This is a genomic window from Pandoraea sp. CB10b_02 (genome assembly GCF_002216225.1).
Lineage (GTDB): Bacteria > Pseudomonadota > Gammaproteobacteria > Burkholderiales > Burkholderiaceae > Pandoraea > Pandoraea nosoerga.
Genome location: NZ_NJGW02000026.1, coordinates 14,174 through 40,454, shown reverse-complemented (window position 1 = coordinate 40,454; position 26,281 = coordinate 14,174). Strand labels below are relative to the sequence as shown.

Below are 26,281 nucleotides of genomic sequence, written 5' to 3'. Positions count from 1 at the left end.
CTGCGCAGATGGACGGCGCCATCCTGGTTTGCTCGGCCGCTGACGGCCCGATGCCGCAAACGCGCGAGCACATTCTGCTGGCCCGTCAGGTTGGCGTGCCGTACATCATCGTGTTCCTGAACAAGTGCGACATGGTGGATGACGCCGAGCTGCTCGAGCTCGTGGAGATGGAAGTTCGCGAACTGCTGTCGAAGTACGACTTCCCGGGCGACGACCTGCCGATCATCAAGGGCTCGGCCAAGCTGGCGCTCGAGGGCGACAAGGGCGAGCTGGGCGAAGCCGCGATCATGGCGCTGGCCGAAGCGCTGGACACGTACATCCCGACGCCGGAGCGCGCCGTTGACAAGCCGTTCCTGATGCCGGTCGAAGACGTGTTCTCGATCTCGGGCCGCGGTACGGTGGTGACGGGTCGCGTGGAGTCGGGCGTGATCAAGGTTGGCGAGGAAATCGAAATCGTCGGTATCACGCCGACGGTGAAGACGACCTGCACGGGCGTTGAAATGTTCCGCAAGCTGCTCGACCAGGGCCAGGCGGGCGACAACGTGGGTATCCTGCTGCGCGGCACGAAGCGCGAAGAAGTTCAGCGTGGTCAGGTTCTGGCCAAGCCGGGCTCGATCACGCCGCACACGGAATTCACGGGCGAAGTGTACGTGCTGTCGAAGGACGAAGGCGGTCGTCACACGCCGTTCTTCAACAACTACCGTCCGCAGTTCTACTTCCGCACGACGGACGTGACCGGCTCGATCACGCTGCCGGAAGGCAAGGAAATGGTCATGCCGGGCGACAACGTGTCGATCACGGTCAAGCTGATCGCCCCGATCGCCATGTCGGAAGGCCTGCGCTTCGCAATTCGCGAAGGCGGTCGTACCGTCGGCGCCGGCGTCGTGGCCAAGATCATCGCTTAAGCCGGTACCTTAACGGTCCGCGCTTACGGGGTCAGCTTTTGGCGGCTGGCCCCACTGCTGTTTTAGGGGTATAGCTCAACTGGCAGAGCGTCGGTCTCCAAAACCGAAGGTTGGGGGTTCGATTCCCTCTGCCCCTGCCAAACAACTGTCTGCAAGCTGGAAATGGCGAATTCTCCCGTAGAAACTGTACGTACGACTGGCGACAAGCTGCTGCTGGCTCTGGCCGGGCTGCTCGTGATTGCCGGCGTCGTGGCGTTCTACGCGCTGGAGCAACAGGCGCTGTACGTGCGTGTTGCCGCTATCGTCGTCGTCCTGGCCGTCGCGGCAGGTGTTGCATTGGCATCGCAAACCGGCAAAGGCTTCCTGGCTTTTGCCAAGGATGCGTATCGGGAAGTGGGTAAGGTCGTTTGGCCGACCCGTAAAGAGGCCGCTCAAACGACGGCGATCGTCTTCGCGTTCGTCATCATCATGGCGCTGTATCTGTGGATCAGCGACAAGACGATCGAATGGGCGGTTTTCTCTTTGATTCTTGGCTGGAAGTGATATGTCTGATACCGGGGCTGCACCGAGTAAGAAGCGCTGGTACGTCGTTCAAGCGTATTCCGGCATGGAAAAGAGTGCGGTCAAGGCGCTGCGAGAGCGCATTGCCCGTGCAGGTATGGAAGACTACTTCGGTCAGATCCTCGTTCCGACCGAAGAAGTCGTGGAAATCAAGGGTGGCCACAAGTCGGTCACCGAACGTCGTTTCTATCCCGGCTATGTGCTGTGCGAGATGGAGATGACGGATGAGACCTGGCACCTGGTGAAGAACACTTCCAAGGTGACCGGTTTTGTCGGCGGCACGGGCAATCGTCCGCAGCCGATCCGTCAGGCGGAAGTCGACAAGATCATGTCTCAGATGAAGGATGGGGTGGAGAAACCCCGTCCCAAGACGTTGTTCGAGGTAGGCGAGCTGGTACGAGTCAAGGATGGTCCTTTCACGGACTTCAACGGCTCGGTGGAAGAAGTGAACTACGAAAAGTCCCGCCTCCGTGTTTCCGTCACCATTTTCGGACGGGCGACTCCGGTGGAACTGGAGTTCGGACAAGTCGAAAAGATCTAAGAATAAAATGCGCCGGCGCGACGTCCGGCGCGTTTTTGCGTTGGTGACAACCGTCGCCGAGGAGCGTCAGTAGCCCGTTTTGGGTGAACGCGCGCTATGACTCAACCCCGAATATGCGCCACATATTCGTTCCGGAGTAAACCATGGCAAAGAAAATCATCGGCTTTATCAAGCTGCAGATTCCTGCAGGTAAAGCCAACCCGTCGCCGCCCGTGGGCCCTGCCCTGGGTCAACGCGGCCTGAACATCATGGAGTTCTGCAAGGCGTTCAACGCGCAGACGCAGAGCCTCGAGCCGGGCCTTCCGATCCCGGTGGTGATCACCGCATTTGCGGACAAGAGCTTCACGTTCGTCCTGAAGACCCCGCCGGCAACGGTGCTGATCAAGAAGGCTGCCAACCTGCAAAAGGGTTCGAGCAAGCCGCACACCGACAAGGTGGGCAAGATCACCCGCGCACAAGCGGAAGAAATCGCGAAGACCAAGATGCCTGACCTTACCGCCTCCGATCTGGATGCCGCGGTTCGCACCATCGCTGGCAGCGCACGTTCGATGGGCATCACGGTGGAGGGTCTGTAATGGCTAAGATCTCGAAGCGTCAACAAGCACTGGCCGCCAAGGTCGACCGCAACAAGCTGTACCCGGTCGGCGACGCTCTGGCCCTGGTCAAGGAATGCGCAAGCGCCAAGTTCGACGAGTCGATCGACGTCGCCGTGCAACTGGGCGTGGATGCGAAGAAGTCGGACCAGGTGGTTCGTGGTTCGGTCGTTCTGCCGGCCGGTACCGGCAAGTCGGTTCGCGTGGCCGTTTTCGCCCAGGGCGAGAAGGCCGAGCAAGCCAAGGCCGCAGGCGCCGAAATCGTGGGTATGGAAGACCTCGCCGAGCAGATCAAGGCTGGCAACATGGACTTCGACATCGTGATCGCTTCGCCGGACACGATGCGTATCGTCGGTACGCTGGGCCAGATCCTCGGCCCGCGTGGCTTGATGCCGAACCCGAAGGTGGGCACGGTGACGCCGGACGTCGCTACGGCAGTGAAGAACGCCAAGGCAGGTCAGGTGCAGTTCCGCGTCGACAAGGCCGGTATCATCCACGCGACCATCGGTCGCGCGTCGTTCGAGCCGAGCGCGCTGCAGCAGAACCTGTCGGCACTGCTCGACGCCCTGACGAAGGCCAAGCCGGCTTCGAGCAAGGGTGTCTACCTGCGCAAGATCGCTCTGTCGAGCACGATGGGCGTGGGCGTGCGCGTGGACCAGGCCAGCCTGGGCGCCTAAGCGACACCGCATCGCAATGTATCGCAATCGCCGGGTGATGGCGTCCCCGGCGATGGCCGAGATCCTCGAGATCGACAGCCGGTAGCAAAAGACTTTGGGCGGAAGCGGTTTCTTCGGAAATCGCTTCCGGTTATCAAAGACCGTTGGCGGGAATGGGCATTCACTGACACTCCCTTAATACGCCAGCCAACGCAGATGGCGAACCCGAACAAGTTATGCAGTCACTTCGCCGCCCCCGGGCAACCGGGCGCGGGGATAGAAACTCCAGACATGTCGGCGAGCCGTTAGTGGAACGGCATCACCATGAGGTGATGTCAATTTTGGAGGTTAACCGTGGCACTTAATCTTGATGATAAGAAAGCCGTCGTGGCAGAAGTATCGGCGCAAGTCGCCGCCGCTTCGACCATCGTTGTGGCTGAATATCGCGGAATCACGGTTGGCGATCTGACGAAGCTTCGCGCCAATGCGCGTCAGCAAGGCGTCTACCTGCGCGTTCTGAAGAACACGCTGGCTCGCCGTGCGGTGGAAAACACCCCGTTTGCTGACCTGGCTGAGCAGATGACCGGTCCTCTGATCTACGGTATCTCGACGGATCCCGTAGCCGCTGCGAAAGTCCTGAACGACTTTTCGAAGGGCAACGACAAGTTGATCTTGAAGGCCGGCTCGTACGACGGCAAGGTGATGGACAAGGCGGGCGTGCAAGCGCTGGCCTCGATCCCGAGCCGCGACGAACTGCTCGCGAAGTTGCTGGGTGTCATGCAAGCGCCGGTTTCCGGCTTTGCTCGCGTCCTGGCTGCCGTGGCAGAGAAGAAGCAAGCGGAAGCTGCTTGATTCTCGCTTCGGTTACACGATCGCTGACTTCGGTCCGAACACAATCTAGGAGTTTTACAAATGGCAATCACGAAAGACGAAATCATCGAAGCCGTAGGCGCGATGTCGGTTATGGAACTGAACGACCTGGTCAAGGCGTTCGAAGAGAAGTTCGGCGTGTCGGCAGCTGCCCTGGCAGTGGCTGGCCCGGCGGGTGCTGGCGGCGGTGCCGCTGCTGCTGAAGAGCAGACCGAATTCAACGTCATCCTGGCGGAAGTCGGTGCAAACAAGGTCGGCGTCATCAAGGCCGTGCGCGAAATCACCGGCCTGGGCCTGAAGGAAGCCAAGGACCTGGTCGATGGCGCTCCGAAGGCTGTCAAGGAAGGCGTCGACAAGGCTGCCGCCGACGAAGCCAAGAAGAAGCTGGAAGAAGCCGGCGCCAAGGTCGAAGTCAAGTAATTCGACTCTGCGCGTAGGGAAGGCTGGCGACGAAATGTCGTCAGCCTTTTTGTGCTTTCTGGAGATGCAAATCCCGAAATTGGGATGTTGAATTCGAAAGCCGGTGTCGACGAACACCAAGTGATTGAAAGTAAAGCGTTTTCGCAAAAGTGCCCGTGAGCGGCGCCGTTTCAAACGGACGTCTCACACGAGCGCGGCGCAAAGCGCGCGGTGCGCGACGCACCGCGGAAAGACCGAAGAGGCCAAAGAAAAAATCGCGGCGCGACGCGCGCCTGGCGGTTTTCTCTTTGTCTTCTGAAGCGACTGCAGAAGGCAAGTTTGGTCGGGCGACGGGCAACACAGGCATCCGTCGCCGTCAGCCAGCGGTTGGTAGCGGCCAACCACCAAGCTCGTTGCTCCGCGGCAAGCCCGCCGCGGGGGACGTCTGGTCTCAGTCGATGAACACCCGTTGACGATGCCTGCCGTCGTCGTCAGCGTAGTGATTCGGAGATCGTAATGCACTATTCCTTCACCGAGAAGAAACGCATTCGCAAGAGTTTTGCGAAGCGTCCGACCGTGCACAAGGTGCCGTTTTTGCTGGCCACCCAGCTCGCCTCGTACACATCGTTCTTGCAGGCCGACGTGCCTGCATCGGAGCGGAAGCCGGAGGGTCTGCAAGCAGCCTTTTCCTCCATTTTCCCGATCGTTTCTCACAACGGGTTCGCACGCCTGGAGTTCGTCAGCTATGTGCTGGGCACTCCCGCGTTCGATGTCAAGGAATGCCAACAGCGCGGCCTGACCTTCTGCTCGGCCCTGCGCGCCAAGGTTCGTCTGGTGATTCTCGACAAGGAATCGCCGAACAAGCCGGTGGTGAAGGAAGTCAAGGAACAGGAAGTGTACATGGGCGAAATTCCGCTCATGACCTCCACGGGTTCCTTCGTCATCAATGGCACGGAACGTGTCATCGTCTCGCAGCTGCACCGCTCGCCGGGCGTGTTTTTCGAACACGACAAGGGCAAGACGCACAGCTCGGGCAAACTGCTGTTCTCCGCGCGTATCATCCCCTACCGCGGTTCGTGGCTCGACTTCGAATTCGACCCGAAGGACATCCTGTATTTCCGCGTCGACCGCCGTCGCAAGATGCCGGTCACGATTCTGCTCAAGGCCATCGGTCTCACGCCGGAACAGATCCTCGCGAACTTCTTCGTGTTCGACAACTTCAAGCTGATGCCGGAAGGCGCACAGATGGAGTTCGTGCCGGAGCGTCTGCGCGGTGAAGTCGCGCGCTTCGACATCACGGATCGCGAAGGCAAGGTCATCGTCCAGAAGGACAAGCGCGTCAACGCCAAGCACATCCGCGACCTGGAGAACGCCAACACCAAGTTCATCTCGGTGCCGGAAGACTACCTGCTCGGCCGCGTGCTCGCGAAGAACGTGATCGACGGCGACACCGGCGAAGTGATCGCCAACGCCAACGACGAAATCACCGAAAGCGTGCTGGCGAAGCTGCGCGAGTCGGGCGTGTCGGACATCCAGACGCTGTACACGAACGATCTGGACCAGGGTTCGTACATCTCGGCCACGCTGCGCATCGACGAGACCGCCGACCAGACGGCCGCGCGCATCGCGATCTACCGCATGATGCGCCCGGGCGAGCCGCCGACCGAAGACGCGGTCGAGGCCCTGTTCAATCGTCTGTTCTACAGCGAAGAAGCCTACGACCTGTCGAAGGTGGGTCGTATGAAGTTCAACCGTCGTGTGGGCCGTGACGAAGTGGTCGGGCCGATGACGCTGACGGACGACGACATTCTCGCGACGATCAAGATCCTGGTGGATCTGCGCAATGGTCGCGGCGAAGTCGACGACATCGATCACCTGGGCAACCGCCGCGTGCGTTGCGTGGGCGAGCTGGCCGAGAACCAGTTCCGCGCCGGTCTCGTGCGCGTCGAGCGCGCCGTGAAGGAACGTCTGGGTCAGGCCGAGTCGGAAAACCTGATGCCGCACGACCTGATCAACAGCAAGCCGATCTCGTCGGCCATTCGCGAGTTCTTCGGTTCGTCGCAGCTCTCGCAGTTCATGGACCAGACCAACCCGCTGTCCGAAATCACGCACAAGCGTCGCGTGTCGGCACTGGGCCCGGGCGGTCTCACGCGCGAGCGTGCGGGCTTCGAAGTGCGCGACGTGCACCCGACCCACTACGGTCGCGTGTGCCCGATCGAAACGCCGGAAGGCCCGAACATCGGCCTGATCAACTCGCTGGCGCTGTACGCCCGCCTGAACGAATACGGCTTCCTCGAGACGCCGTACCGCAAGGTGGTGGACGGCAAGGTCACCGACCAGATCGACTATCTGTCGGCCATTGAAGAAGGCCGCTACGTGATCGCGCAGGCGAACGCGTCGATCGGCGAGCACGGCGAGCTGACCGACGAACTCGTGTCGGCGCGCGAAGCGGGCGAAACGCTGATGGTCACGCCGGACCGCATCCAGTACATGGACGTGGCGCCGTCGCAGATCGTCTCGGTCGCCGCCTCGCTGATCCCGTTCCTCGAGCACGATGACGCGAACCGCGCATTGATGGGCTCGAACATGCAGCGCCAGGCCGTGCCGTGCCTGCGCCCGGAAAAGGCGGTCGTGGGTACGGGTATCGAACGTACCGTGGCGGTCGACTCGGGTACGACGGTGCAAGCGTTCCGTGGCGGTGTGGTCGATTACGTCGACGCCGGCCGTGTGGTCATTCGCGTGAACGACGACGAGGCCGTGGCCGGTGAAGTCGGCGTGGACATCTACAACCTGATCAAGTACACGCGTTCGAACCAGAACACCAACATCAACCAGCGCCCGATCGTGGAAGTGGGCGACAAGGTGGCGCGCGGCGATGTGATCGCCGACGGCGCGTCGACCGATCTGGGCGAGCTGGCGCTGGGTCAGAACATGCTGATCGCGTTCATGCCGTGGAACGGCTACAACTTCGAGGACTCGATCCTGATCTCGGAGCGTGTCGTGGCGGAAGACCGTTACACGTCGATCCACATCGAAGAGCTCAACGTGGTCGCGCGCGACACGAAGCTCGGACCCGAGGAAATCACGCGCGACATCTCGAACCTGGCCGAAGTGCAGCTGAGCCGTCTGGACGAGTCGGGCATCGTGTACATCGGTGCGGAAGTCGAGGCCGGCGACGTGCTCGTGGGCAAGGTCACGCCGAAGGGCGAAACCCAGCTCACGCCGGAAGAGAAGCTGCTGCGCGCGATCTTCGGCGAGAAGGCGTCGGACGTGAAGGACACCTCGCTGCGCGTGCCCTCGGGCATGAGCGGCACCGTGATCGACGTGCAGGTGTTCACGCGCGAAGGCATCCAGCGCGACAAGCGCGCCCAGCAGATCATCGACGATGAGCTCAAGGGCTATCGCCTGGACCTGAACGACCAGCTGCGTATCGTGGAAGGCGACGCGTTCCAGCGTCTGGAGCGCTTCCTGGTGGGCAAGACCGCGAACGGCGGTCCGAAGAAGCTCGCCAAGGGCACCAAGATCACCAAGGAATACCTGGCCGATCTGGACCGCTACCACTGGTTCGACATCCGTCTGGCCGACGACGAAGGCGCGCAACAGCTCGAGCAGATCAAGGAGTCGATCGAGCAGAAGCGTCACCAGTTCGACCTGGCGTTCGAAGAGAAGCGCAAGAAGCTCACGCAAGGCGACGAACTGCCGCCGGGCGTGCTCAAGATGGTGAAGGTGTACCTGGCGGTCAAGCGTCGTCTGCAGCCTGGCGACAAGATGGCCGGCCGTCACGGTAACAAGGGCGTGGTCTCGAAGATCGTGCCGATCGAGGATATGCCGTACATGGCCGATGGCCGTCCGGCCGACATCGTGCTCAACCCGCTCGGCGTGCCGTCGCGGATGAACGTGGGTCAGATTCTCGAATCGCACCTCGGCTGGGCGGCGAAGGGTCTGGGCTGGCGCATCGGCGAAATGCTGCAGGCGCACACCAAGGTCCAGGAAATTCGCAAGTTCCTGACGAAGATCTACAACGAGAGCGGTCAGCACGAAGACATCGACAGCCTGACGGACGACGAAGTGATGACCCTGGCGCGCAACCTGCAGAACGGCGTGCCGTTCGCAACGCCGGTGTTCGACGGTGCGCACGAGGACGAAATCCGCCGCATGCTGGATCTGGCCTTCCCGGACGAGATCGCCAAGGAACTCGGCATGACCCCGTCGAAGAACCAGGTCACGCTGTTCGACGGCCGTACCGGCGAAGCCTTCGAGCGTCCGGTCACGTGCGGCTTCATGCACATGCTCAAGCTGCACCACCTGGTCGACGACAAGATGCACGCGCGCTCGACCGGTCCGTACTCGCTGGTGACGCAACAGCCGCTGGGCGGCAAGGCCCAGTTCGGTGGTCAGCGCTTCGGTGAAATGGAAGTGTGGGCGCTGGAAGCATACGGCGCCTCGTATGTGCTGCAGGAAATGCTGACTGTGAAGTCGGATGACGTGACGGGCCGCACGAAGGTGTACGAGAACCTCGTCAAGGGCGATCACGTGATCGATGCCGGCATGCCGGAGTCGTTCAACGTGCTGGTCAAGGAAATCCGTTCGCTCGGTATCGATATCGACCTGGAGCGCGGTTAATCGCGTTCAGGCAACAGGAGAAAGCAATGAAAGCTTTGCTCGATCTATTCAAGCAAGTCCAACAGGACGAACAGTTCGACGCGATCAAGATCGGTCTGGCCTCGCCGGACAAGATCCGCTCGTGGTCGTTCGGCGAAGTGAAGAAGCCGGAGACGATCAACTACCGGACTTTCAAGCCCGAGCGTGACGGCCTGTTCTGCGCAAAGATCTTCGGTCCGATCAAGGACTACGAATGCCTTTGCGGCAAGTACAAGCGCCTCAAGCACCGTGGCGTGATCTGCGAGAAGTGCGGCGTGGAAGTCACGCTGGCGAAGGTGCGTCGCGAGCGCATGGGCCACATCGAGCTGGCCTCGCCGGTCGCGCACATCTGGTTCCTTAAGTCGCTGCCGTCGCGTCTGGGCATGGTGCTCGACATGACGTTGCGCGACATCGAGCGCGTGCTGTACTTCGAAGCGTATGTGGTCCTCGATCCGGGCATGACGCCGCTCAAGCGCTGCCAGATCATGACCGAGGAGGATTACTACAACAAGGTCGAGGAATACGGCGACGAATTCCGTGCCGAGATGGGCGCGGAAGGCGTGCGCGAGCTGCTGCGCTCGATCGACATCGATCAGCAGGTCGAGCATCTGCGCGCCGAGCTGCAGGCCACGGGCTCGGAAGCGAAGATCAAGAAGTACGCCAAGCGCCTGAAGGTGCTCGAGGCGTTCCAGCGCTCGGGCATCAAGCCCGAGTGGATGGTGCTCGAAGTGCTGCCGGTGCTGCCGCCCGAGCTGCGCCCGCTGGTGCCGCTCGACGGTGGCCGCTTCGCGACCTCGGACCTGAACGATCTGTATCGCCGCGTCATCAACCGCAACAACCGTCTGAAGCGTCTGCTCGAGCTCAAGGCCCCGGACATCATCGTGCGCAACGAAAAGCGCATGCTGCAGGAATCGGTGGACTCGCTGCTCGACAACGGCCGCCGCGGCAAGGCGATGACCGGCGCGAACAAGCGCCCGCTCAAGTCGCTGGCCGACATGATCAAGGGCAAGAGCGGTCGCTTCCGTCAGAACCTGCTCGGCAAGCGCGTCGACTACTCGGGCCGTTCGGTGATTACCGTGGGCCCGACGCTCAAGCTGCACCAGTGCGGTCTGCCCAAGCTGATGGCGCTCGAACTCTTCAAGCCGTTCATCTTCCACAAGCTGGAAGTGATGGGCGTGGCCACGACCATCAAGGCCGCGAAGAAGGAAGTCGAGAACCAGACGCCGGTGGTGTGGGACATCCTCGAAGAGGTGATCCGCGAGCACCCGATCATGCTCAACCGCGCGCCGACGCTGCACCGCCTGGGGATTCAGGCGTTCGAGCCGGTGCTGATCGAAGGCAAGGCGATCCAGCTCCACCCGCTGGTTTGCGCGGCGTTCAACGCCGACTTCGACGGTGACCAGATGGCCGTTCACGTGCCGCTGTCGCTCGAAGCGCAGATGGAAGCGCGTACCCTGATGCTGGCCTCGAACAACGTGTTGTTCCCGGCCAACGGCGATCCGTCGATCGTGCCGTCGCAGGATATCGTGCTGGGTCTGTACTACGCGACCCGCGACAAGATCAACGGCCGCGGCGAAGGCCTGTCGTTCGTCGACGTCTCGGAAGTGCTGCGCGCTTACGACAACAAGGAAGTCGAACTGGCTTCGCGCGTGAACGTGCGTATCACGGAGTACACGGTCGATCCGGAAACGGGCGAGAAGACGCCGAAGGTCACGCTGTACCCGACCACCGTCGGCCGCGCAATCCTGTCGGAGATCCTGCCGCCGGGCCTGCCGTTCTCGGTGCTCAACAAGTCGCTCAAGAAGAAGGAAATCTCGAAGCTGATCAACACGGCGTTCCGCCGCTGCGGCCTGCGCGAGACGGTGATCTTCGTCGACAAGCTGATGCAGTCGGGTTTCCGTCTGGCCACGCGCGCCGGCATCTCCATCTGCGTCGACGACATGCTCGTGCCGACGAAGAAGGAAGAGCTGATCGCCGAAGCGTCGAAGAAGGTCAAGGAATACGACCGTCAGTACATGTCGGGCCTGGTCACGGCGCAAGAGCGTTACAACAACGTCGTGGACATCTGGGGCGCTACTGGTGACGCCGTGGGCAAGGCGATGATGGAGCAGCTCTCGAAGGAGAAGACGGTCGACCGCGACGGCAACGCCGTGGATCAGGAGTCGTTCAACTCGATTTACATGATGGCCGACTCCGGCGCTCGCGGCTCGAGCGCCCAGATTCGCCAGCTCGCCGGTATGCGCGGCCTGATGGCCAAGCCGGACGGCTCGATCATCGAGACGCCGATTACCGCGAACTTCCGCGAAGGCCTGAACGTGCTGCAGTACTTCATCTCGACCCACGGGGCACGTAAGGGTCTGGCCGATACGGCACTGAAGACGGCAAACTCCGGTTACCTGACGCGTCGTCTGGTCGACGTGACGCAGGATCTGGTCGTGGTCGAGGACGATTGCGGCACGAGCAACGGCGTGGCAATGAAGGCGCTGGTCGAGGGCGGTGAAGTGGTCGAAGCCCTGCGTGACCGTATCCTCGGCCGTGTGGCCGTGGCCGACATCGTGAACCCGGAAACGCAAGAGACGGTGTTCGAAGCGGGCACGCTGCTCGACGAAGATGTCGTGGAGATGATCGAGTCGCTCGGTATCGACGAAGTGCGCGTGCGCACGCCGCTCACCTGCGACACGCGCTATGGTCTGTGCGCAGCCTGCTATGGCCGCGACCTGGGCCGCGGCACGCGCGTGAACGTCGGCGAGGCGGTCGGCGTGATCGCTGCGCAGTCGATCGGTGAGCCGGGCACGCAGCTGACCATGCGCACGTTCCACATCGGTGGCGCGGCGTCGCGTGCGGCGGTGGCCTCGTCGATCGAAGCCAAGTCGAACGGTACGGTTCGCTTCACGTCGACCATGCGCTACGTGACGAACGGCAAGGGCGAACAGGTCGTGATTTCGCGTTCGGGCGAAATCCTGATCACGGACGACCATGGCCGCGAGCGCGAGCGTCACAAGGTGCCCTACGGCGCCACGCTGCTGCAGCTCGACGGCGCGCAGGTCAAGGCCGGCGCCCAGCTCGGTACGTGGGATCCGCTCACGCGCCCGATCATTACCGAGCACGGCGGTATCGCCAAGTTCGAGAACGTCGAGGAAGGCGTGACGGTGGCCAAGCAGATCGACGATGTGACGGGTCTGTCCACGCTGGTCGTGATCGATCCGAAGCGTCGTGGTCCGGCGTCGAAGAACGTGCGTCCGCAGGTCAAGCTGCTCGACGAGAACGGTCAGGAAGTGAAGATTCCGGGCACCGACCACGCCGTGACGATCGGCTTCCAGGTGGGCGCGCTGATCACCGTGAAGGACGGTCAGCACGTACCGGTGGGTGAAGTGCTCGCACGTATCCCGACCGAATCGCAGAAGACCCGCGACATTACGGGGGGTCTGCCGCGCGTGGCCGAACTGTTCGAAGCGCGTGCTCCGAAGGACGCCGGCATTCTGGCCGAAGTCACGGGTACCACGTCGTTCGGCAAGGACACGAAGGGCAAGCAGCGTCTGGTCATTACCGATCTGGACGGCAATCAGCACGAATTCCTGATTCCGAAGGAAAAGCAGGTGCTGGTGCACGACGGTCAGGTGGTGAACAAGGGCGAAATGATCGTGGACGGCCCGGCCGACCCGCACGACATCCTGCGTCTGCAGGGTATCGAGGCGCTGGCGCGTTACATCGTCGACGAAGTGCAGGACGTGTATCGCCTGCAGGGTGTGAAGATCAACGACAAGCACATCGAGGTGATCGTTCGCCAGATGCTGCGTCGTGTGCAGATCGTCGATCCGGGCGATACGCGCTTCATCACCGGCGAGCAGGTCGAACGTTCGGAAATGCTCGACGAGAACGACGCGATGATCGCGCAGGACAAGCGTCCGGCGACCTACGAGAACGTGTTGCTGGGTATCACGAAGGCGTCGCTGTCGACGGATTCGTTCATCTCGGCCGCATCGTTCCAGGAAACGACGCGCGTGCTGACCGAAGCCGCGATCATGGGCAAGAAGGACGACCTGCGTGGCCTGAAGGAAAACGTCATCGTCGGCCGTCTCATCCCGGCAGGTACGGGTCTGGCGTATCACAAGGCCCGCAAGGCCCGCGAGACGTCGGATCGCGAGCGTCACGACCAGATCGCGCTGGAAGAGGCGTTTGCTCCGATGCCGAACTCGGTGGAGCAGCCTACGGCCGAGTGATGACGCAGTAATGGCGAAGTAACAGGCAAGGCGGCGCTGGCGAATGCGGGCGCCGCCGCCCTGAGACCGAAGTCGTTGCCAACAGGAAAATCGGCACCCTTTGCGGGGTGCCGATTTTTTTTTGCCCGCTTTTTTTTCCGATTCCTGCCGGGTTACCGCCGGGCTGCTGCCAGGTGGTTGCCGCGTTCGGGCTCGGCGCCGGGCGCCCGCTCAGAAGCCGAAGTGCCCCTGTACGTAGACCATGCGCGGCGCGCCGACCATGCGGCCCGCGTTGCTGTCCACGTTACGCGTGTAGTAGCGCTTGTCGAACACGTTGTTCAGACCGACGGTGACGTCGGCTTTCTTGTAGCCGGGGATTCGGTACATTGCCTGCAAGTTCCAGATTCGGAAGCCCGGCACCTTGCCGTTGCTGCCGTCTGCCGACTCCGCTTCCGTATTCGCCAGATCCGAGTACTGCGAGCTCTGGTGCGTGGTCGAGACGTTGAACGTCCACTGGCCGATCTCGTAGCGTGCGCCCAGCGTATCGGTGAAGCGCGAGTAGAACGGCACGTCGAGGCCCGACGTCGCTCCCGACTTCTGGATCGCGCGCACGTAAGTGAAGTTGGCGTACAGGTTCAGGCCGCGCAGCGCGCTGTCCTGATCGAACGTATAGTCGACGGCGGTTTCGATGCCGTCGTGGTTCGTCGCCCCAATGTTCTGGAAGGTCGCCGGGCTGCTGCCGGGCACCTGCAGGATCTGGTTGTCGAACTTCATCTTGAACGCGGTGAGTTCGGCCTTCCAGCGCTTGTCCGTCCAGCGCGTGCCGATCTCGTAAGTGCGCGCGAGTTCGGGCTCGAGCGGGTTGGCGGCCGACATCGAGTTGAGCTGCGTGTTCTGCACCGGGTCGAACGAGGTGCTGTAGTCGGCGAAGAGCGTCCAGGCGTCGTTGACCAGATACGACAGATTGACCGACGGCAGCGCCTTGTTGTTGTCGGTGCGATAGGTGGCGTTCGTCGCGTTGTCCACGCGCTGCGAGCTGATCATCTCGTAGCGCACGCCGGGCGTGAGGCGCCAGTTGCCCCACGCGATGCGATCGTCGATGTAGAACGCGTTCGCGCTGGTGAAGTTGTTGAACGTCTGCGTGGCCGTGTTGCGGCCGGTGGCCAGCGTGGTCGTCCAGCTATTGTCGTCGCCGCGCTCGTGAACGTAGCGGTAGCCCACGGTCACGTCATGCGCGCTCGGGCCGGCAAAGAGGCGCTGCGTGAAGCGCGGCTCGAAGCCGAAGGTCTGATAATTGCGCGGTTGATGCGTCGTCGCGGTGAAGGCCGAATTGACCAGCGTGCTTTGACGATAGCTCTCGTTGTAGAACGTGCGCACCTCGAACTCCTGCGTCTCGGAGATCGTGTTTAGGTAGCCGAAGTCGAGCCCGGTGCGATTGCCGCTCCAGTAGTCGTTCGGGCGCGTGTTCTGAAACGGGTCCGCGTTGAATTGCGCGACGGTGAGGCCGCCCGGCGTTTTCGACTTCACGTCGTAGTAGGACACCTTGCCGTACACCATCTGATCGGGCGTGATTTCGTAGCGGAACTTCAGCGCGAGGTCCTGTACGTGCTCGTCGCTGCCCTTGCGCCAGTCGCGACCCACCATGCCGGAATACAGCAGCGCGAGCCCCAGGCCGTTGTCCATCTGCGTGCCGAGGAACAGGCCGTATTGCGTATTGGCTCCGCCGCCGGCGGTGTAGACGTTCTCGCGCACCGTTGCATCGGCACTCAGGCCCGGCGCGTTGGGGATCGAGCGCGTCTTGAAGTTGATCACGCCGCCCACGTTCTGCGGACCGTAGCGCACCGCGCCGCCGCTGCGCACCACGTCGATGCTCTCGATGTTGAACAGGCTGATCGGCGCGAATGACAACTGCGGCTGCCCGTAGGGCGCCACGGCCATCGGAATGCCGTCGAGCAGCACCGTCGAGCGCGGCGTGAAGCGGCCCGTGAGGCCGCGCACGCCGATGTTGAGCGAAATCGCGCTGCCGGCGGTGCTGGAGTTGTCGGTCGCCTGCACACCCGGGATGCGGCGCATGACGTCGCCGATGCTCGTGGCGCCCGACTCCTCGATCTGCTGCTTCTTCACGACCGTGCGCGCGCCGGGAAAAGTCTTCGCGCTGTTCTCGAGGCCGGTGCCGAGCCAGTCGCCGGACACGTTCACGGCGCCGAGTTCTACTTCTGCCCTGGCTTCGTCGGCCGCGCGGGTCGACGGTGCGGGCGTCGCCTGCTGCGCGTGGGCGGCGCCCAGCGTCGTCATGAGCAGCGCGGCGGCGCATGCCGTGGTGCGCGGCAGCCGGTGGCGCGCGGTGAGCTGGGTGGCGAGGGTGCTGGGGAAAACGGGCGAGTCAGGGGACGCGGGCGTGCGGCGAATGTCGGACGGCTTCATCGGGTTGGCGAATCTTCGAGGCTGAGAATAGAAATCGGGGCAGGGAACCGGACAAGAACCGGACAGGAACCGGACAGGAACCGGAACAAGAATCCGGACAGCCGCCAGCAAACAGACAGCGTGGCGGCAGGCCGTTCGTTGCGCGTAATGCGTTGTAATGAAACGCAGCGGATTATAAATGCAAATCACTCTCATTTTTGATGGGGCGCGTCGACTGCGAATCGTTATTTCGCTGCCACGCGCACGTCCACGCGGAAGATCGCCGACATAGCGCGACGTTGGACGGCAAAGCAACGCAAAGATCAGGAAATGCGAGAAGAACCAGGAGTGCCGGCGCGTGGGGCCCGCGTTCAACGCTCGGTTGAGAGCGTCGCGGGCCCGCAACACCCGTAGCCGGCCGGCGGGACGCGATCCGTGCGAAGCGCGGCGCCGATTATCCAGTTTTGCTTATCAATCGCCCAAAATCGATTGATTGTCCGCGGGCGGGCCGGCCGTAAAAATGGAGGGCATCGACAGAAGAACGGTTCGCCCGCGGGCGACCTTACGGAGACCACGCGATGCTCGAGCCCTCGGTACATCAGGCCCTCGCGCGCGAACTGCACGAAGCCGAGCGCAGCCGCACGCCGGTCATGCAGTTTTCCCGCCGCTACCCCGACATGACCCTCGCGGACAGCTACGCGATCGCGCAGGCGTGGCTGGCGCTCAAGTATGCGCAGGGGCGCCGCATGATCGGCCACAAGATCGGGCTGACGTCGCGCGCCATGCAGGTGGCGGCACAGATCACCGAGCCGGACCACGGCACGCTGCTCGACGACATGCTCGTGACCGACGGCGCCACGCTCGAGGCGTCGCGTTTCATCGTGCCGCGTCTGGAAGTGGAGCTGGCGTTCATCCTTGCCAAGCCGCTCAAGGGGCCGGGCGTGACGCTCTTCGACGTGCTCGACGCCACCGCATGGGTCACGCCCGCGCTGGAGCTCATCGATGGTCGCATCGAGCTGTTCGACCGCGACACGAAGGCGCCGCGCAAGGTGTTCGACACGGTTGCCGACAATGCGGCGAACGCGGCCGTGGTTCTGGGCGGGCGTCCCGTGAAGCCGGACGCCATCGATCTGCGCTGGACCGGCGCGCTGCTCTATCGCAATGGTGTCATCGAAGAGACCGGGCTGAGCGCGGCCGTGCTGGGACACCCCGGCAACGGGATCGCCTGGCTCGCGAACAAACTGAGCGCGTTCGACGAAGGGCTGCAGGCCGGCGAGATCGTGCTGGCCGGGTCGTTCACGCGTCCGGTCGCCTGTGCGGCCGGCGACGTTTTCCATGCGGACTACGGTGCGCTGGGCGCCATTGGCGTGCGCTTTGCCTGACGGCCGCGCCATCGCGCACCGGCCGCCGCCCAAGAAACGCGCGGGCGCCTACCGCGCGCCGCGTATCGGAGATGGAAGCCAACTCATGAAAACGCCCCCGAACCTCTTCAAGCAGGCGCTCGCTCGCGGCGAACGCCAGATCGGCCTGTGGCTGGGTCTCGCCTCGCCCTACGCCGCCGAGCTTTGCGCCGGCAGCGGCTTCGACTGGCTGGTGATCGACGGCGAGCACGCACCCAACGATCTGCGCACGATGCTTGCCACCCTGCAGGCCGTGGCGCCTTATCCGACGCACCCCGTCGTGCGACTGCCGCATGGCGACGCCGCGCTCGTCAAGCAGGTGCTCGAGATCGGCGCGACGACGCTGCTCGTGCCGATGGTCGAATCGGCCGCGATGGCGCGCGACCTCGCGAGCGCCACCCGATACCCGCCGCGGGGCACGCGTGGCGTGGGCAGCGGGCTGGCGCGTTCGTCGCGATGGAATCGTTACGAGGACTATCTGCACGCGGCGAATGAGACGACGTGCCTGCTCGTGCAGGTCGAGACGGCCGATGCGCTCGCGCAGGTCGACGAGATCGCCGCCGTCGATGGCGTCGACGGCGTCTTCATCGGGCCGGCGGATCTGGCGGCGTCGATGGGCTATCTCGGTCAGGCCACGCATCCGGCCGTGCGCAACGCAATCGAGGACGGCATCGGCCGCATCCGCCGTGCCGGCAAGGCTGCCGGCATCCTGTGCGTGGACGAGACGCTCGCCCATGGCTATGTCGATGCCGGCGTGAGCTTCATCGCGGTGGGCATCGACACGACGTTGCTGGCGAATGCGACGCGCTCACTTGCCGCGAAGTTCGCGACCGTCCGGGGCGCCGCCGAAGCGCCGCGCAATGTCTCGCGGTGAGCCGGCTGGCGGGCTCGCTTGGCACCACCTTGCACCCACCTTGCGCCCACCGTGCGCCCACCTTGCGCCCGTCTCCCACTGCGCACACGTCGAGCGCGCTGAACGCTCCCTTTCCCCAATCCTTTCCCCTGCTCCCGAGACAAGGCATGAGCTCCCCCAATCTTGAAGTCGCCGGCGTATCGGTCTCGCCCGATCATTACATCAACGGCGAACGCGTGGCGTCGGACGCCACGTTCGAATGCGTCTGCCCGATCGACCAGACGCGCCTGGGCGATATCGCGAGCGGCAGCGCGGCGCACGTCGACGCCGCCGTGGGCGCGGCCGCGGGCGCGTTTCCCGCGTGGGCGGCGCTGGGCCCGGCGGCGCGCCAGCCGTACCTGCAGCGCTTCGCCGATGCCATCGGCCGCCACGCCGAGGCGTTCGCCACGCTCGAGAGTCACGACGCGGGCGTGCTGCGCTCGCGCATGGCGCATGGCGTGGTGCCGCGCGCGGTGCAAAACATCGCATGGTTTGCCGAACGTGCGCTCACGCTGCAGGACCGCGTGATCGAGACGCCGCAGGCGCGGCACGTCGTGCGGCACGATCCCGCGGGCGTGGTGGCGGTGATCACGCCGTGGAACTCGCCGCTGATGCTCGCCACGTGGAAGATCGGCCCGGCGCTCGCCTCGGGCAACACGGTCGTGCTCAAGGCGCCGGAGTGGGCGCCGCTCACGTCGTCCCTGCTCGCCGATTGCGCGCACGAAGCGGGCTTGCCGCCGGGCGTCTTCAACCTGCTGCAAGGCGCGGGCGCGCAGACCGGCGCGGCGCTCGTGAGCGACGCGCGCCTCGCCCGCATCTCGTTTACCGGCTCGGTCGGCACCGCGAAGTGGATCGCGCGGACGGCGGCGGCCAATCTCGTGCCATGCAGTCTGGAGCTTGGCGGCAAGTCGGCGTTCATCGTGCTCGCCGACGCGGATCTCGACGCCGCTGCCGCGACCGCTGCGCTGATGTATCGCAACGCCGGGCAGGTGTGCCTGGCCGGCACGCGCCTGCTCGTGCATCGCGATATCGCGGCCGTGTTCACCAGCAAGCTGCGCGCGGTGGTCGAGCGCCTGGTCGTGGGCGACCCGCGCGAAGCTGCCACGGAGGTGGGGCCGATCATCCACCCGCGTCAGCTCGAACGCGTGCAGGGCTTCGTCGAGCGCGCCGTGGCGAGCGGCGCGCGCGTGCTGTGGGGCGGCGCGCGTCATCCGTTCGGCGAGCAGTACTTTGCCCCGACGCTGCTCACCGGGCTGCGCCAGCACGACGAGATCGTGCAGCAGGAGGTCTTCGGCCCGGTGCTTACGCTGCAGACGTTCGCGAGCGACGACGAGGCCGTGGAGATGGCCAACGGCACCGACTACGGATTGGGTGGCGTTTGCTACGGCGAGCAGACGCACGCCATCGAGCTTGCGCAGCGCGTGCGCACGGGTTTCATCTGGGTCAACAGCTTCGGCATTCGCGATCTGGCGGCGCCGTTCGGGGGCATCAAGCGCTCGGGCGTCGGCCGCGAGGGCGGCGACTGGAGCTTCGAGTTCTTCTGCGACGTCAAGGATGTCGTCGTACCGAAACAGCCGTTCAGGGCGAGCTTCAGTCACCGCTGAGCCGCGCTTTGCACGAACAAGACACGAAGTGAGAGGAGAGCAACATGGGACAGATCGTCGGTGCGGCGTTGGTGTCGCATCATCCCGGCCTGATGCAGTGCGAGGAGTTCCGCGTGCTGCAGGGCGCCGGCGCGGACTCGGACTTGATTCCCGGCTATGCGCGCGTGCGCGAACGCATCGCGGCCGCGCGCCCCGATGCGATCGTGATCTTCGATTCGCACTGGTTCACCACGGGCTACCATCTGATCGACGCCGGCCGCCACTACGCGGGGATGTACGTCTCGGACGAGATGCCGTGGTATCTGCACGGCGTCCCCTACGACTATCGCGGGCACCCGGAACTGGCGTTCCTGGTCGACGCCGTGGCGCGCGAGCGCGGCGTTCGCGCGCGCGCGGTGCAGCACCCCGACCTGCCGCGCCATTACCCAACGATCAACGTCATCAAGCAGATGCGCCTCGACGGGTGGCCGATCGTCACCGTAAGCTCGTGTCAGAACTGCGAGACGCAGCACTTTCTGCAGTCGGGCGAGGTGATCGGCGAAGCGATCCGGCGCAGTGGGCTGCGCGTGGTGATGCTTGCCTCGGGAGCGCTCAGCCACAGGTTCAACGGCATCGACTGGACGCCGAACCATCCACGCATCTTCCACGAGAGCAACGTGTCGCGTCCGGAGAACGTCGAGAGCGACAAGCGCGCGATCGCCGCGTTTCGCGACGGGCGCCACGACCGCATTCTCGCCGACTGGGACGAGGACTACCGCAAGCGGCCGTGGGAGGCGCACGGCGCGCATTACCTGCAGATGGTCGGCGCGCTCGGCGGCGCGCACTGCCGCAGCCCGGGCACGGTGCTCTCCGATTACGAGAACGCGCGAGGCACCGGCAACGTGCATATCTGGTTTGACACTGTCTGACGAGGCGAGCCCATGGATTTCGAATTTCCGCTGCGCGAATTGCCCGCCGTCATGCGCGGCCCGCGCGTCGAGCGTCGTCGCGTGCTGCTCGGCGGCAGCGCGTTCTGGGGCACGATCGTCGAAACGGGGCCTGAGCGTGGATGGCTGCGCCTGGACGACGGCCGCACGGTCGATCCGCAGACGGTCGCGCACCTGCCGCCGGTCGCCCCGTCGAAGATTATCGCCGTGCATATCTCCTATCGCTCGCGTAGCATGGAGACGCGCAACAAGCCGAAGCCGACGGACACGCCGACTTACTTCACCAAGCCGCCCACGTCGCTCAACGGCCACGGCGGACAGATTCTCAAGCCCGAGGATTGCCGTTACCTGAATTACGAGGGCGAGTACGCGGCGGTGATCGGGCGCACGTGCCGCAACGTGCTGCCCGACGAGGCGTGGGACTACATCGAAGGCTTCTGCCCGGCGCTGGACATGGGGCTGCAGGACTTTCGCGACACCGACCAGGGGTCGATGCTGCGCGTGAAGGGCGCGGATACGCTGTTGCCGATCGGCCCGGGCGTCGTGCGCGGGGTAAACCTGTTCGAGCAGACGTTGCGCACCTTTCGCAACGGGCGCATCGTGCAGGAGGCGCACATTGGCGACGAGACGATCTGGGGCCCGCACTACGTGATTGCGGATATTGCGCGGCACATCACCCTGGTGCCCGGCGACGTGATCCTCATGGGCACACCGTGCCACTCGCGCTCGGTCGACGCAGGCGATCTCGTGGAGTGCGAGATCACCGGGCTGGGGCGGCTCTCCGGCATGGTCGCGCGCATCGACGCGCCGCGTGCGGCGGCGCTGGGAGTGGGGCACGCGCCGGGCGACAGCCCCGAAGTGCGCCGCGTGGCGCTCGGTTTCGACGAGCGGGTGCCGGAGCGGTTCAAGGAAAACTATCGGCTCGCGGCACGACGACAGGAGCGACGGGAATGACAGGAGTGAGCGAATGAAGGTGACGATCATTGGTGCGGGCGCCATCGGCGGACTGATCGGCACGAGGCTCGCGGCGACGGGCGAGGCGCAGGTGAGCGCGCTGGCGCGCGGCGCGACGCTGGCGGCACTGCGCGAGCGCGGCTGGCGCGTGAGGCAGGGCGAAGCGCTGATCGCGGCGCCTGTGGCGGCTGCCCATCCGGTGGAGGAGGCGGGCAAGCTGGGCGTGCAGGACCTCGTCGTGATCGCCGTGAAGGGTCCGGCGCTCTCGCAGGTGGCCGCGTCGGTGACGCCGCTGCTCGGTCCGCAGACGATCGTGCTGCCGGCGATGAACGGCGTGCCGTGGTGGTTCTGCAAGGGCGTGGCGCCGTTCGGCGACGCGCCGCTGGCCAGCGTGGATCCGGACGGCGCCATCGGCGCCGCCATTGCGCAGGCGAACGTGCTCGGGTGCGTGGTGCATGCGAGCGCGGCCACGCCGGAGCCGGGCCTCGTCGATCACCGGATAGGGCGGGGGCTCATCGTGGGCGAGCCGGCCGGCGGCATGAGCGAGCGCGTGCAGCGTCTCGCGGCGCTGCTCGAGCGCGCGGGCTTCGAGGCGAAGGCGTCGGAGAACGTGCGTCTGGACATCTGGTACAAGCTGTGGGGCAATTTGACGATGAACCCGGTCTCGGCGATCACGGGAGCGACGATCGACCGGCTGCTCGACGATCCGCTGGTGCGTGAATTCTGCTCGGCGGCGATGCGCGAGGCCGCGGCCATCGGCGCGCGGATCGGTTGCGCGATCGACCAGTCGCCGGAGGATCGCCATGCGGTGACGGCGAAACTGGGGGCGTTCAAGACGTCGATGTTGCAGGACGTGGAAGCGCACCGTCCCATCGAACTGGATGCGCTGGTGAGCGTGGTCCGAGAAATCGGCCAGCGCGTGCAGGTGCCCACGCCGAACATCGACGCCCTGCTGGGCCTCACCCGCTTGTTCGGGCGGGTGCATGGGCTGTATTGACGGCGATCACCGCACTCCGGTATGCCGGTACACGCGGCTCAGGGCGAGCAGGCCGACTGCGGCGGCGGCCATCATGTAGAAGCTCGGCGCGAGTTTGCTGCCCGTCGCATTGATCAGCCACGTCAGGATGAACGGCGCAAAGCCGCCGAAGCACGTCACCGACAGGTTGTACGACAGCGACAAGCCCGTCGTGCGCGTCTTCACCGGGAAGATCTCGGACGCCAGCGCCGGCAACGGCGCGAAGTACATCGTCATGAGCACGCCGAGCAGGGTCTGCAGCGCCAGCATCACGCCGAAGCCGGGGTACGTCGAGAGCAGCCAGAACATCGGCCAGATCAGCACCAGCAGCGCGGCGGCTGCGATCATCATCGGCTTGACACGTCCCACGCGGTCCGACCACGCGCCGACGAGCGGCGACAGGAGCATCTGCACGATGCCGGTCGCCACCGTCGCCGCGAACGCCACCGACGCCGGCAGGCCAAGCTGCTTGATCGCATACGTCGGCATGTAGAGCACGAGGTACGTCGAGACGGTCGCCACGACCACCACCCCCACTGCCAGCAGCAAACGGACTTTCTGCTGACCGAGCGTGTCGCGCAACGGTGTCTGCGTCGGTTCGGCCTCCAGGAACTCGGGCGTCTCGCTCACGTGGCGGCGGATGTAATACGCCACCGGACCGATCAGCAAGCCGAACAGGAACGGCACGCGCCAGCCCCAGCTCTGCATCTGTTCGGGCGAGAGCGCACCGGTGAGGACCGCGCCGAAGCCCGCGGCGAGCAGTGTCGTCAGGCCCTGGCTCGCGACCTGGAAGCTCGCGAAGAAGCCGCGCCGGCGCGGCGCATGCTCGGCGAGAAACGCCGTCGCGCTGCCGAACTCGCCGCCGGCCGAGAAGCCCTGGATCATCCGCGCGAGCACGATGCCCATCGGCGCGAGCACGCCGATCGAGGCGTAGGTCGGCAGGAAGGCGATGATTGCCGTACCCGCCATCATCAGCACGATCGTGAGCGTGAGCGCTTCGCGGCGGCCCCGGCGGTCCGCATAGACGCCGATCACGATGGCACCCAGCGGCCGCATGAAGAACGATACGCCGAAAGTGCCGAGCGTGAGCAGCAGCGAGGTGGTGTCGTCGTGCGCGGGGAAGAACAGCTTCGCGATCGTGACGGCGAAAAAGCCGTACACGACGAGATCGAACCATTCGAGCGCGTTGCCGATGGACGCGGATATCACCGCGCGCCAGGTGTGAGAGGTATCGTCGCGGCCGACGCGGGCGCCGGCGGCAGTGGCTGTGCTCATGCTCATGTTGTCTCCTGTCGTTTTCGTGCGCCCTGCATGCAGTCGCGCAGGGCATGCGCTCCGTTGATTCGGATGCCGGTCCGGCGCGACGCGCGCGACACGCGCGACCGACGTGCCGGCCGTGCCGGCTGCGCCGGCGCAGCCGTTCAGCTTTTCGTCAGTACCTGCGCGATGGCACGCGCCACGGTGTCGACGTTGCGCGTGTTCAGACCCGCGACGCACATGCGTCCCGAGCGCAGCACGTAGACGCCGTGCGTCTCGCGCAACGCGTCCGCCTGCGCGGCGGACAAACCCGTGTACGTGAACATGCCGCGCTGCCCGATATAGCGCGCCGCCGCGTCATCGCTCAGGTGCGGGGCGAGGCGCGCGTGAATCTCGGCGCGCATCGTGGCGATGCGCTCTCGCATGCCGCCGAGCTCCTCCTCCCAGGCGCGACGCAGGGCCGGCGTGCCGAGCACCCGGGCGACGAGCCGCGCCCCGTGCGTCGGCGGATTGCTGTAGTTCGCCCGCACCGTGCCGGTGAGTTGCCCGAACACGCGCGAGGCCTCGTCGGGCGAGGCGCACACGACCGACAGCGCGCCGCATCGCTCGCCGTACAGCGAGAAGTTCTTCGAGAACGAGTTGGCGACCACGGTCGGCACGCCGGCGTCGGCCAGCGTGCGCACGGCGAAGGCGTCCGCCTCCAGTCCGTCCCCGAAGCCCTGATAGGCCATGTCCACGAACGCGATCACGCCGCGCTCGCGCAGTACCGGCGCGAGCATTTGCCATTGCGCCTGCGTGAGATCCACGCCCGTGGGGTTGTGGCAGCACGCGTGGAGCAGCACGATGCTGTGCCGCGGCAGGGCAGCCAGCGTCTCGAGCATGGCGTCGAAACGCAGCCCGCCGGTGGTGTCGTCGTAGTACGGATACGCCTGCACCGGAAAGCCCGCACTCTCGAATACCACGCGATGGTTGTCCCAGCTCGGGTCGCTGATCCACACGGTGCTGTCGGGGAAGTAGCGCTTCAGGAAGTCGGCGCCGACGCGCAGCGCCCCGCCGCCGCCGAGCGTCTGCAGGGTGGCGATGCGTGCCTCGCGACGCGCGGCGCGGTCCTCGCCGAAGACGAGCGCCTGCACGGCGTTGCGGTAGGCCGGCGTGCCGGCCATCGGCAGATAGGGGCGCGGGGCAATGTCCGAGAGGGCGGCCGCTTCGGCCTCGCGCACGGCGCGCATGACCGGCAGACGGCCGTCGTCGTCGACATAGAGGCCAATCGACAGGTTGACCTTGTGCGCGCGCGGGTCGCGGCCGAACGCTTCGTTCAGGCCGAGAATGGGGTCGCCGGGATAGGCGTCGACATGGGAGAACATGGGCGGTCTCGCTTGGTCTCGAATCACGGAAGTCAGGGAAGTCGGGAAACTCGGGGAATTTTGGAAACCGATTGTGTGCGACGGCCCTTTGCGGAACAATCAATCGATTCTGGTCCATTCATAAGCGAAACTTGATAATCGGCCCGCCATGCCCCTGACCCGCGTCACACTGCGCCAGTTCGAAGCCCTGGTCGCCATCGCCGAGTTGCACAGCTTCGCCGAAGCGGGCAAGCGCCTCGGCCTCACGTCATCGGCCGTGAGCCAGCTCGTGGCCGAGCTCGAGTCGGTGATCGGTTTTCGCATCTTCGATCGCACTACGCGCCGCGTGGCGCTGTCGAGCGCGGGGCGCGACTTCCTCGCGTCGGCCGAGTCGGTGCTGCGGCACGTGCAGGCGGCGGAGAAGACGGCCGACGACCTGCGCAACCGGGCGGCCGGGATCGTGCGCGTGGGCGCACCGCTGGTGCTGGCGAGCATGGCGCTGCCGGCCGCGATTCGCGCGTATGCGGCATTGCGGCCGAAGGTGGTGGTGCGCGTGGTCGACACGCCCGTCGACGCGCTCGTCGATCACGTGGGCAGCGGCGACCTCGATCTCGCCATCGGACCGAATCGCGCGACCGGCGCCCACGTCGCGGGCGAGCCGGCGTTCGACAGCCCGTGGGTGCTGTGGTGTGCGCCGGAGCATGCGCTGGCGCGCCGCCGCAAGGTGCGCTGGGAGGAGCTGCGCGACACGCCGCTCGTCGCCGCGGGTCGGGACCACGAGCGCAGCGTCGCGCAGATGCGCCTGTCGGCGCCGCCGGACGCACGCATCACGCCCATCGACGTGGTCGACAACGTGACGACCGCGCTTGGCGTGGCGGCGCAGGGCCTGGCCGCCACGCTCACGCCGGGTTACGTGGCGGCGCTCGCCCATCCGTTCGGACTGGTGATGCGGCGCGTCGTGTCGCCCGAGACGATCCGGCAGGTCTGCGTGTACCGACCGCTGGCACGCGCGGCTTCGCCGGCGGCCGAAGGGTTCGCACAATTCCTGCTCGAATGGCTGCCGCAATGGAATGCGCGGATGATGACGGCGTCGCGCGCGTGAGGGTTTGCACGAGCTCGCCC

At 64.9% G+C, this 26,281-nt stretch carries 19 protein-coding genes and 1 tRNA gene; 17 read left to right on the top strand and 3 right to left on the bottom strand.

What is annotated here, in order from left to right:
- The 10 genes from tuf to rpoC form a co-directional block, all read left to right on the top strand.
- Nucleotides 1-905 (top strand): elongation factor Tu (tuf, locus tag CDN36_RS20115; protein ID WP_287497716.1); only part of this gene is annotated, 905 nt, incomplete at its 5' end.
- 64 nt (nt 906-969) lie between these two features.
- Nucleotides 970-1,045: transfer RNA gene (locus CDN36_RS20110), tRNA-Trp, on the top strand.
- A gap of 22 nt (nt 1,046-1,067) precedes the next feature.
- A complete protein-coding gene (gene secE, locus CDN36_RS20105; RefSeq protein WP_287497715.1) occupies nt 1,068-1,448 on the top strand; it encodes a preprotein translocase subunit SecE in 381 nt (126 codons plus the stop codon).
- A 1-nt stretch (nt 1,449) separates the two neighbouring features.
- On the top strand, nt 1,450-2,007 hold the full coding sequence (nusG, locus tag CDN36_RS20100; protein WP_150557444.1) for a transcription termination/antitermination protein NusG: 558 nt from the start codon (nt 1,450-1,452) through the stop codon (nt 2,005-2,007).
- Between the two features lie 143 nt (nt 2,008-2,150).
- Nucleotides 2,151-2,582 carry a 50S ribosomal protein L11 gene (rplK, locus tag CDN36_RS20095; RefSeq protein ID WP_010804164.1) on the top strand — a complete coding sequence of 144 codons (432 nt, stop codon included), beginning with the start codon at nt 2,151-2,153 and terminating at the stop codon, nt 2,580-2,582.
- Nucleotides 2,582-3,277 (top strand): 50S ribosomal protein L1, encoded by a 696-nt coding sequence (gene rplA / locus CDN36_RS20090; protein ID WP_150557443.1) that lies wholly within the window; start codon nt 2,582-2,584, stop codon nt 3,275-3,277. The genes rplK and rplA overlap by 1 nt, the downstream gene beginning before the upstream one ends.
- A gap of 333 nt (nt 3,278-3,610) precedes the next feature.
- Nucleotides 3,611-4,108, top strand: a complete 498-nt coding sequence (rplJ, locus tag CDN36_RS20085) for a 50S ribosomal protein L10 (protein WP_150557442.1) — start codon at nt 3,611-3,613, stop codon at nt 4,106-4,108.
- A gap of 60 nt (nt 4,109-4,168) precedes the next feature.
- Entirely contained in the window at nt 4,169-4,546 is a 378-nt protein-coding gene (rplL, locus tag CDN36_RS20080) for a 50S ribosomal protein L7/L12 (protein WP_023593799.1), read from the top strand.
- A 495-nt stretch (nt 4,547-5,041) separates the two neighbouring features.
- On the top strand, nt 5,042-9,148 hold the full coding sequence (gene rpoB, locus CDN36_RS20075; RefSeq protein ID WP_150557441.1) for a DNA-directed RNA polymerase subunit beta: 4,107 nt from the start codon (nt 5,042-5,044) through the stop codon (nt 9,146-9,148).
- A gap of 26 nt (nt 9,149-9,174) precedes the next feature.
- Entirely contained in the window at nt 9,175-13,386 is a 4,212-nt protein-coding gene (gene rpoC, locus CDN36_RS20070; protein ID WP_287497714.1) for a DNA-directed RNA polymerase subunit beta', read from the top strand.
- 210 nt (nt 13,387-13,596) lie between these two features.
- Here the strand turns inward: rpoC and CDN36_RS20065 are convergent, their stop codons facing one another.
- Entirely contained in the window at nt 13,597-15,789 is a 2,193-nt protein-coding gene (locus CDN36_RS20065) for a TonB-dependent receptor family protein (protein ID WP_287497713.1), read from the bottom strand.
- Between the two features lie 557 nt (nt 15,790-16,346).
- Here CDN36_RS20065 and hpaH point away from each other — a divergent pair.
- The 6 genes from hpaH (at nt 16,347) to CDN36_RS20035 (ending at nt 22,541) form a co-directional block, all read left to right on the top strand.
- Nucleotides 16,347-17,150, top strand: coding sequence for a 2-oxo-hept-4-ene-1,7-dioate hydratase (gene hpaH / locus CDN36_RS20060; RefSeq protein WP_287497712.1), 804 nt, complete (start codon nt 16,347-16,349; stop codon nt 17,148-17,150).
- 85 nt (nt 17,151-17,235) lie between these two features.
- On the top strand, nt 17,236-18,042 hold the full coding sequence (hpaI, locus tag CDN36_RS20055; protein WP_287497711.1) for a 4-hydroxy-2-oxoheptanedioate aldolase: 807 nt from the start codon (nt 17,236-17,238) through the stop codon (nt 18,040-18,042).
- 146 nt (nt 18,043-18,188) lie between these two features.
- Entirely contained in the window at nt 18,189-19,664 is a 1,476-nt protein-coding gene (locus tag CDN36_RS20050; RefSeq protein WP_287497710.1) for an aldehyde dehydrogenase family protein, read from the top strand.
- 44 nt (nt 19,665-19,708) lie between these two features.
- A complete protein-coding gene (locus CDN36_RS20045; RefSeq protein WP_150557435.1) occupies nt 19,709-20,572 on the top strand; it encodes a DODA-type extradiol aromatic ring-opening family dioxygenase in 864 nt (287 codons plus the stop codon).
- 12 nt (nt 20,573-20,584) lie between these two features.
- A complete protein-coding gene (locus CDN36_RS20040; protein WP_287497709.1) occupies nt 20,585-21,544 on the top strand; it encodes a fumarylacetoacetate hydrolase family protein in 960 nt (319 codons plus the stop codon).
- 13 nt (nt 21,545-21,557) lie between these two features.
- Nucleotides 21,558-22,541 carry a 2-dehydropantoate 2-reductase gene (locus tag CDN36_RS20035; protein WP_287497708.1) on the top strand — a complete coding sequence of 328 codons (984 nt, stop codon included), beginning with the start codon at nt 21,558-21,560 and terminating at the stop codon, nt 22,539-22,541.
- A 6-nt stretch (nt 22,542-22,547) separates the two neighbouring features.
- On the opposite strand, the gene CDN36_RS20030 is transcribed toward CDN36_RS20035, so the two are convergent.
- A complete protein-coding gene (locus tag CDN36_RS20030; RefSeq protein WP_241014208.1) occupies nt 22,548-23,834 on the bottom strand; it encodes an MFS transporter in 1,287 nt (428 codons plus the stop codon).
- Between the two features lie 146 nt (nt 23,835-23,980).
- Nucleotides 23,981-25,180 carry an amino acid aminotransferase gene (locus tag CDN36_RS20025; protein WP_287497707.1) on the bottom strand — a complete coding sequence of 400 codons (1,200 nt, stop codon included), beginning with the start codon at nt 25,178-25,180 and terminating at the stop codon, nt 23,981-23,983.
- Between the two features lie 148 nt (nt 25,181-25,328).
- On the opposite strand from CDN36_RS20025, the gene CDN36_RS20020 reads away from it, so the two are divergent.
- A complete protein-coding gene (locus CDN36_RS20020) occupies nt 25,329-26,261 on the top strand; it encodes a LysR family transcriptional regulator (protein ID WP_287497706.1) in 933 nt (310 codons plus the stop codon).
- Nucleotides 26,262-26,281 lie beyond the last annotated feature (20 nt).

What these genes read in the sequence shown, in the direction of transcription:
- secE (WP_287497715.1), top strand. Translation starts at nt 1,068, where the DNA reads ATGGCGAATTCTCCCGTAGAAACTGTACGTACGACTGGCGACAAGCTG.
- nusG (WP_150557444.1), top strand. Translation starts at nt 1,450, where the DNA reads ATGTCTGATACCGGGGCTGCACCGAGTAAGAAGCGCTGGTACGTCGTT.
- rplK (WP_010804164.1), top strand. Translation starts at nt 2,151, where the DNA reads ATGGCAAAGAAAATCATCGGCTTTATCAAGCTGCAGATTCCTGCAGGT.
- rplA (WP_150557443.1), top strand. Translation starts at nt 2,582, where the DNA reads ATGGCTAAGATCTCGAAGCGTCAACAAGCACTGGCCGCCAAGGTCGAC.
- rplL (WP_023593799.1), top strand. Translation starts at nt 4,169, where the DNA reads ATGGCAATCACGAAAGACGAAATCATCGAAGCCGTAGGCGCGATGTCG.
- rpoB (WP_150557441.1), top strand. Translation starts at nt 5,042, where the DNA reads ATGCACTATTCCTTCACCGAGAAGAAACGCATTCGCAAGAGTTTTGCG.
- rpoC (WP_287497714.1), top strand. Translation starts at nt 9,175, where the DNA reads ATGAAAGCTTTGCTCGATCTATTCAAGCAAGTCCAACAGGACGAACAG.
- CDN36_RS20065 (WP_287497713.1), bottom strand. Translation starts at nt 15,789, where the DNA reads ATGAAGCCGTCCGACATTCGCCGCACGCCCGCGTCCCCTGACTCGCCC.
- hpaH (WP_287497712.1), top strand. Translation starts at nt 16,347, where the DNA reads ATGCTCGAGCCCTCGGTACATCAGGCCCTCGCGCGCGAACTGCACGAA.
- hpaI (WP_287497711.1), top strand. Translation starts at nt 17,236, where the DNA reads ATGAAAACGCCCCCGAACCTCTTCAAGCAGGCGCTCGCTCGCGGCGAA.
- CDN36_RS20050 (WP_287497710.1), top strand. Translation starts at nt 18,189, where the DNA reads ATGAGCTCCCCCAATCTTGAAGTCGCCGGCGTATCGGTCTCGCCCGAT.
- CDN36_RS20045 (WP_150557435.1), top strand. Translation starts at nt 19,709, where the DNA reads ATGGGACAGATCGTCGGTGCGGCGTTGGTGTCGCATCATCCCGGCCTG.
- CDN36_RS20040 (WP_287497709.1), top strand. Translation starts at nt 20,585, where the DNA reads ATGGATTTCGAATTTCCGCTGCGCGAATTGCCCGCCGTCATGCGCGGC.
- CDN36_RS20035 (WP_287497708.1), top strand. Translation starts at nt 21,558, where the DNA reads ATGAAGGTGACGATCATTGGTGCGGGCGCCATCGGCGGACTGATCGGC.
- CDN36_RS20030 (WP_241014208.1), bottom strand. Translation starts at nt 23,834, where the DNA reads ATGAGCACAGCCACTGCCGCCGGCGCCCGCGTCGGCCGCGACGATACC.
- CDN36_RS20025 (WP_287497707.1), bottom strand. Translation starts at nt 25,180, where the DNA reads ATGTTCTCCCATGTCGACGCCTATCCCGGCGACCCCATTCTCGGCCTG.
- CDN36_RS20020 (WP_287497706.1), top strand. Translation starts at nt 25,329, where the DNA reads ATGCCCCTGACCCGCGTCACACTGCGCCAGTTCGAAGCCCTGGTCGCC.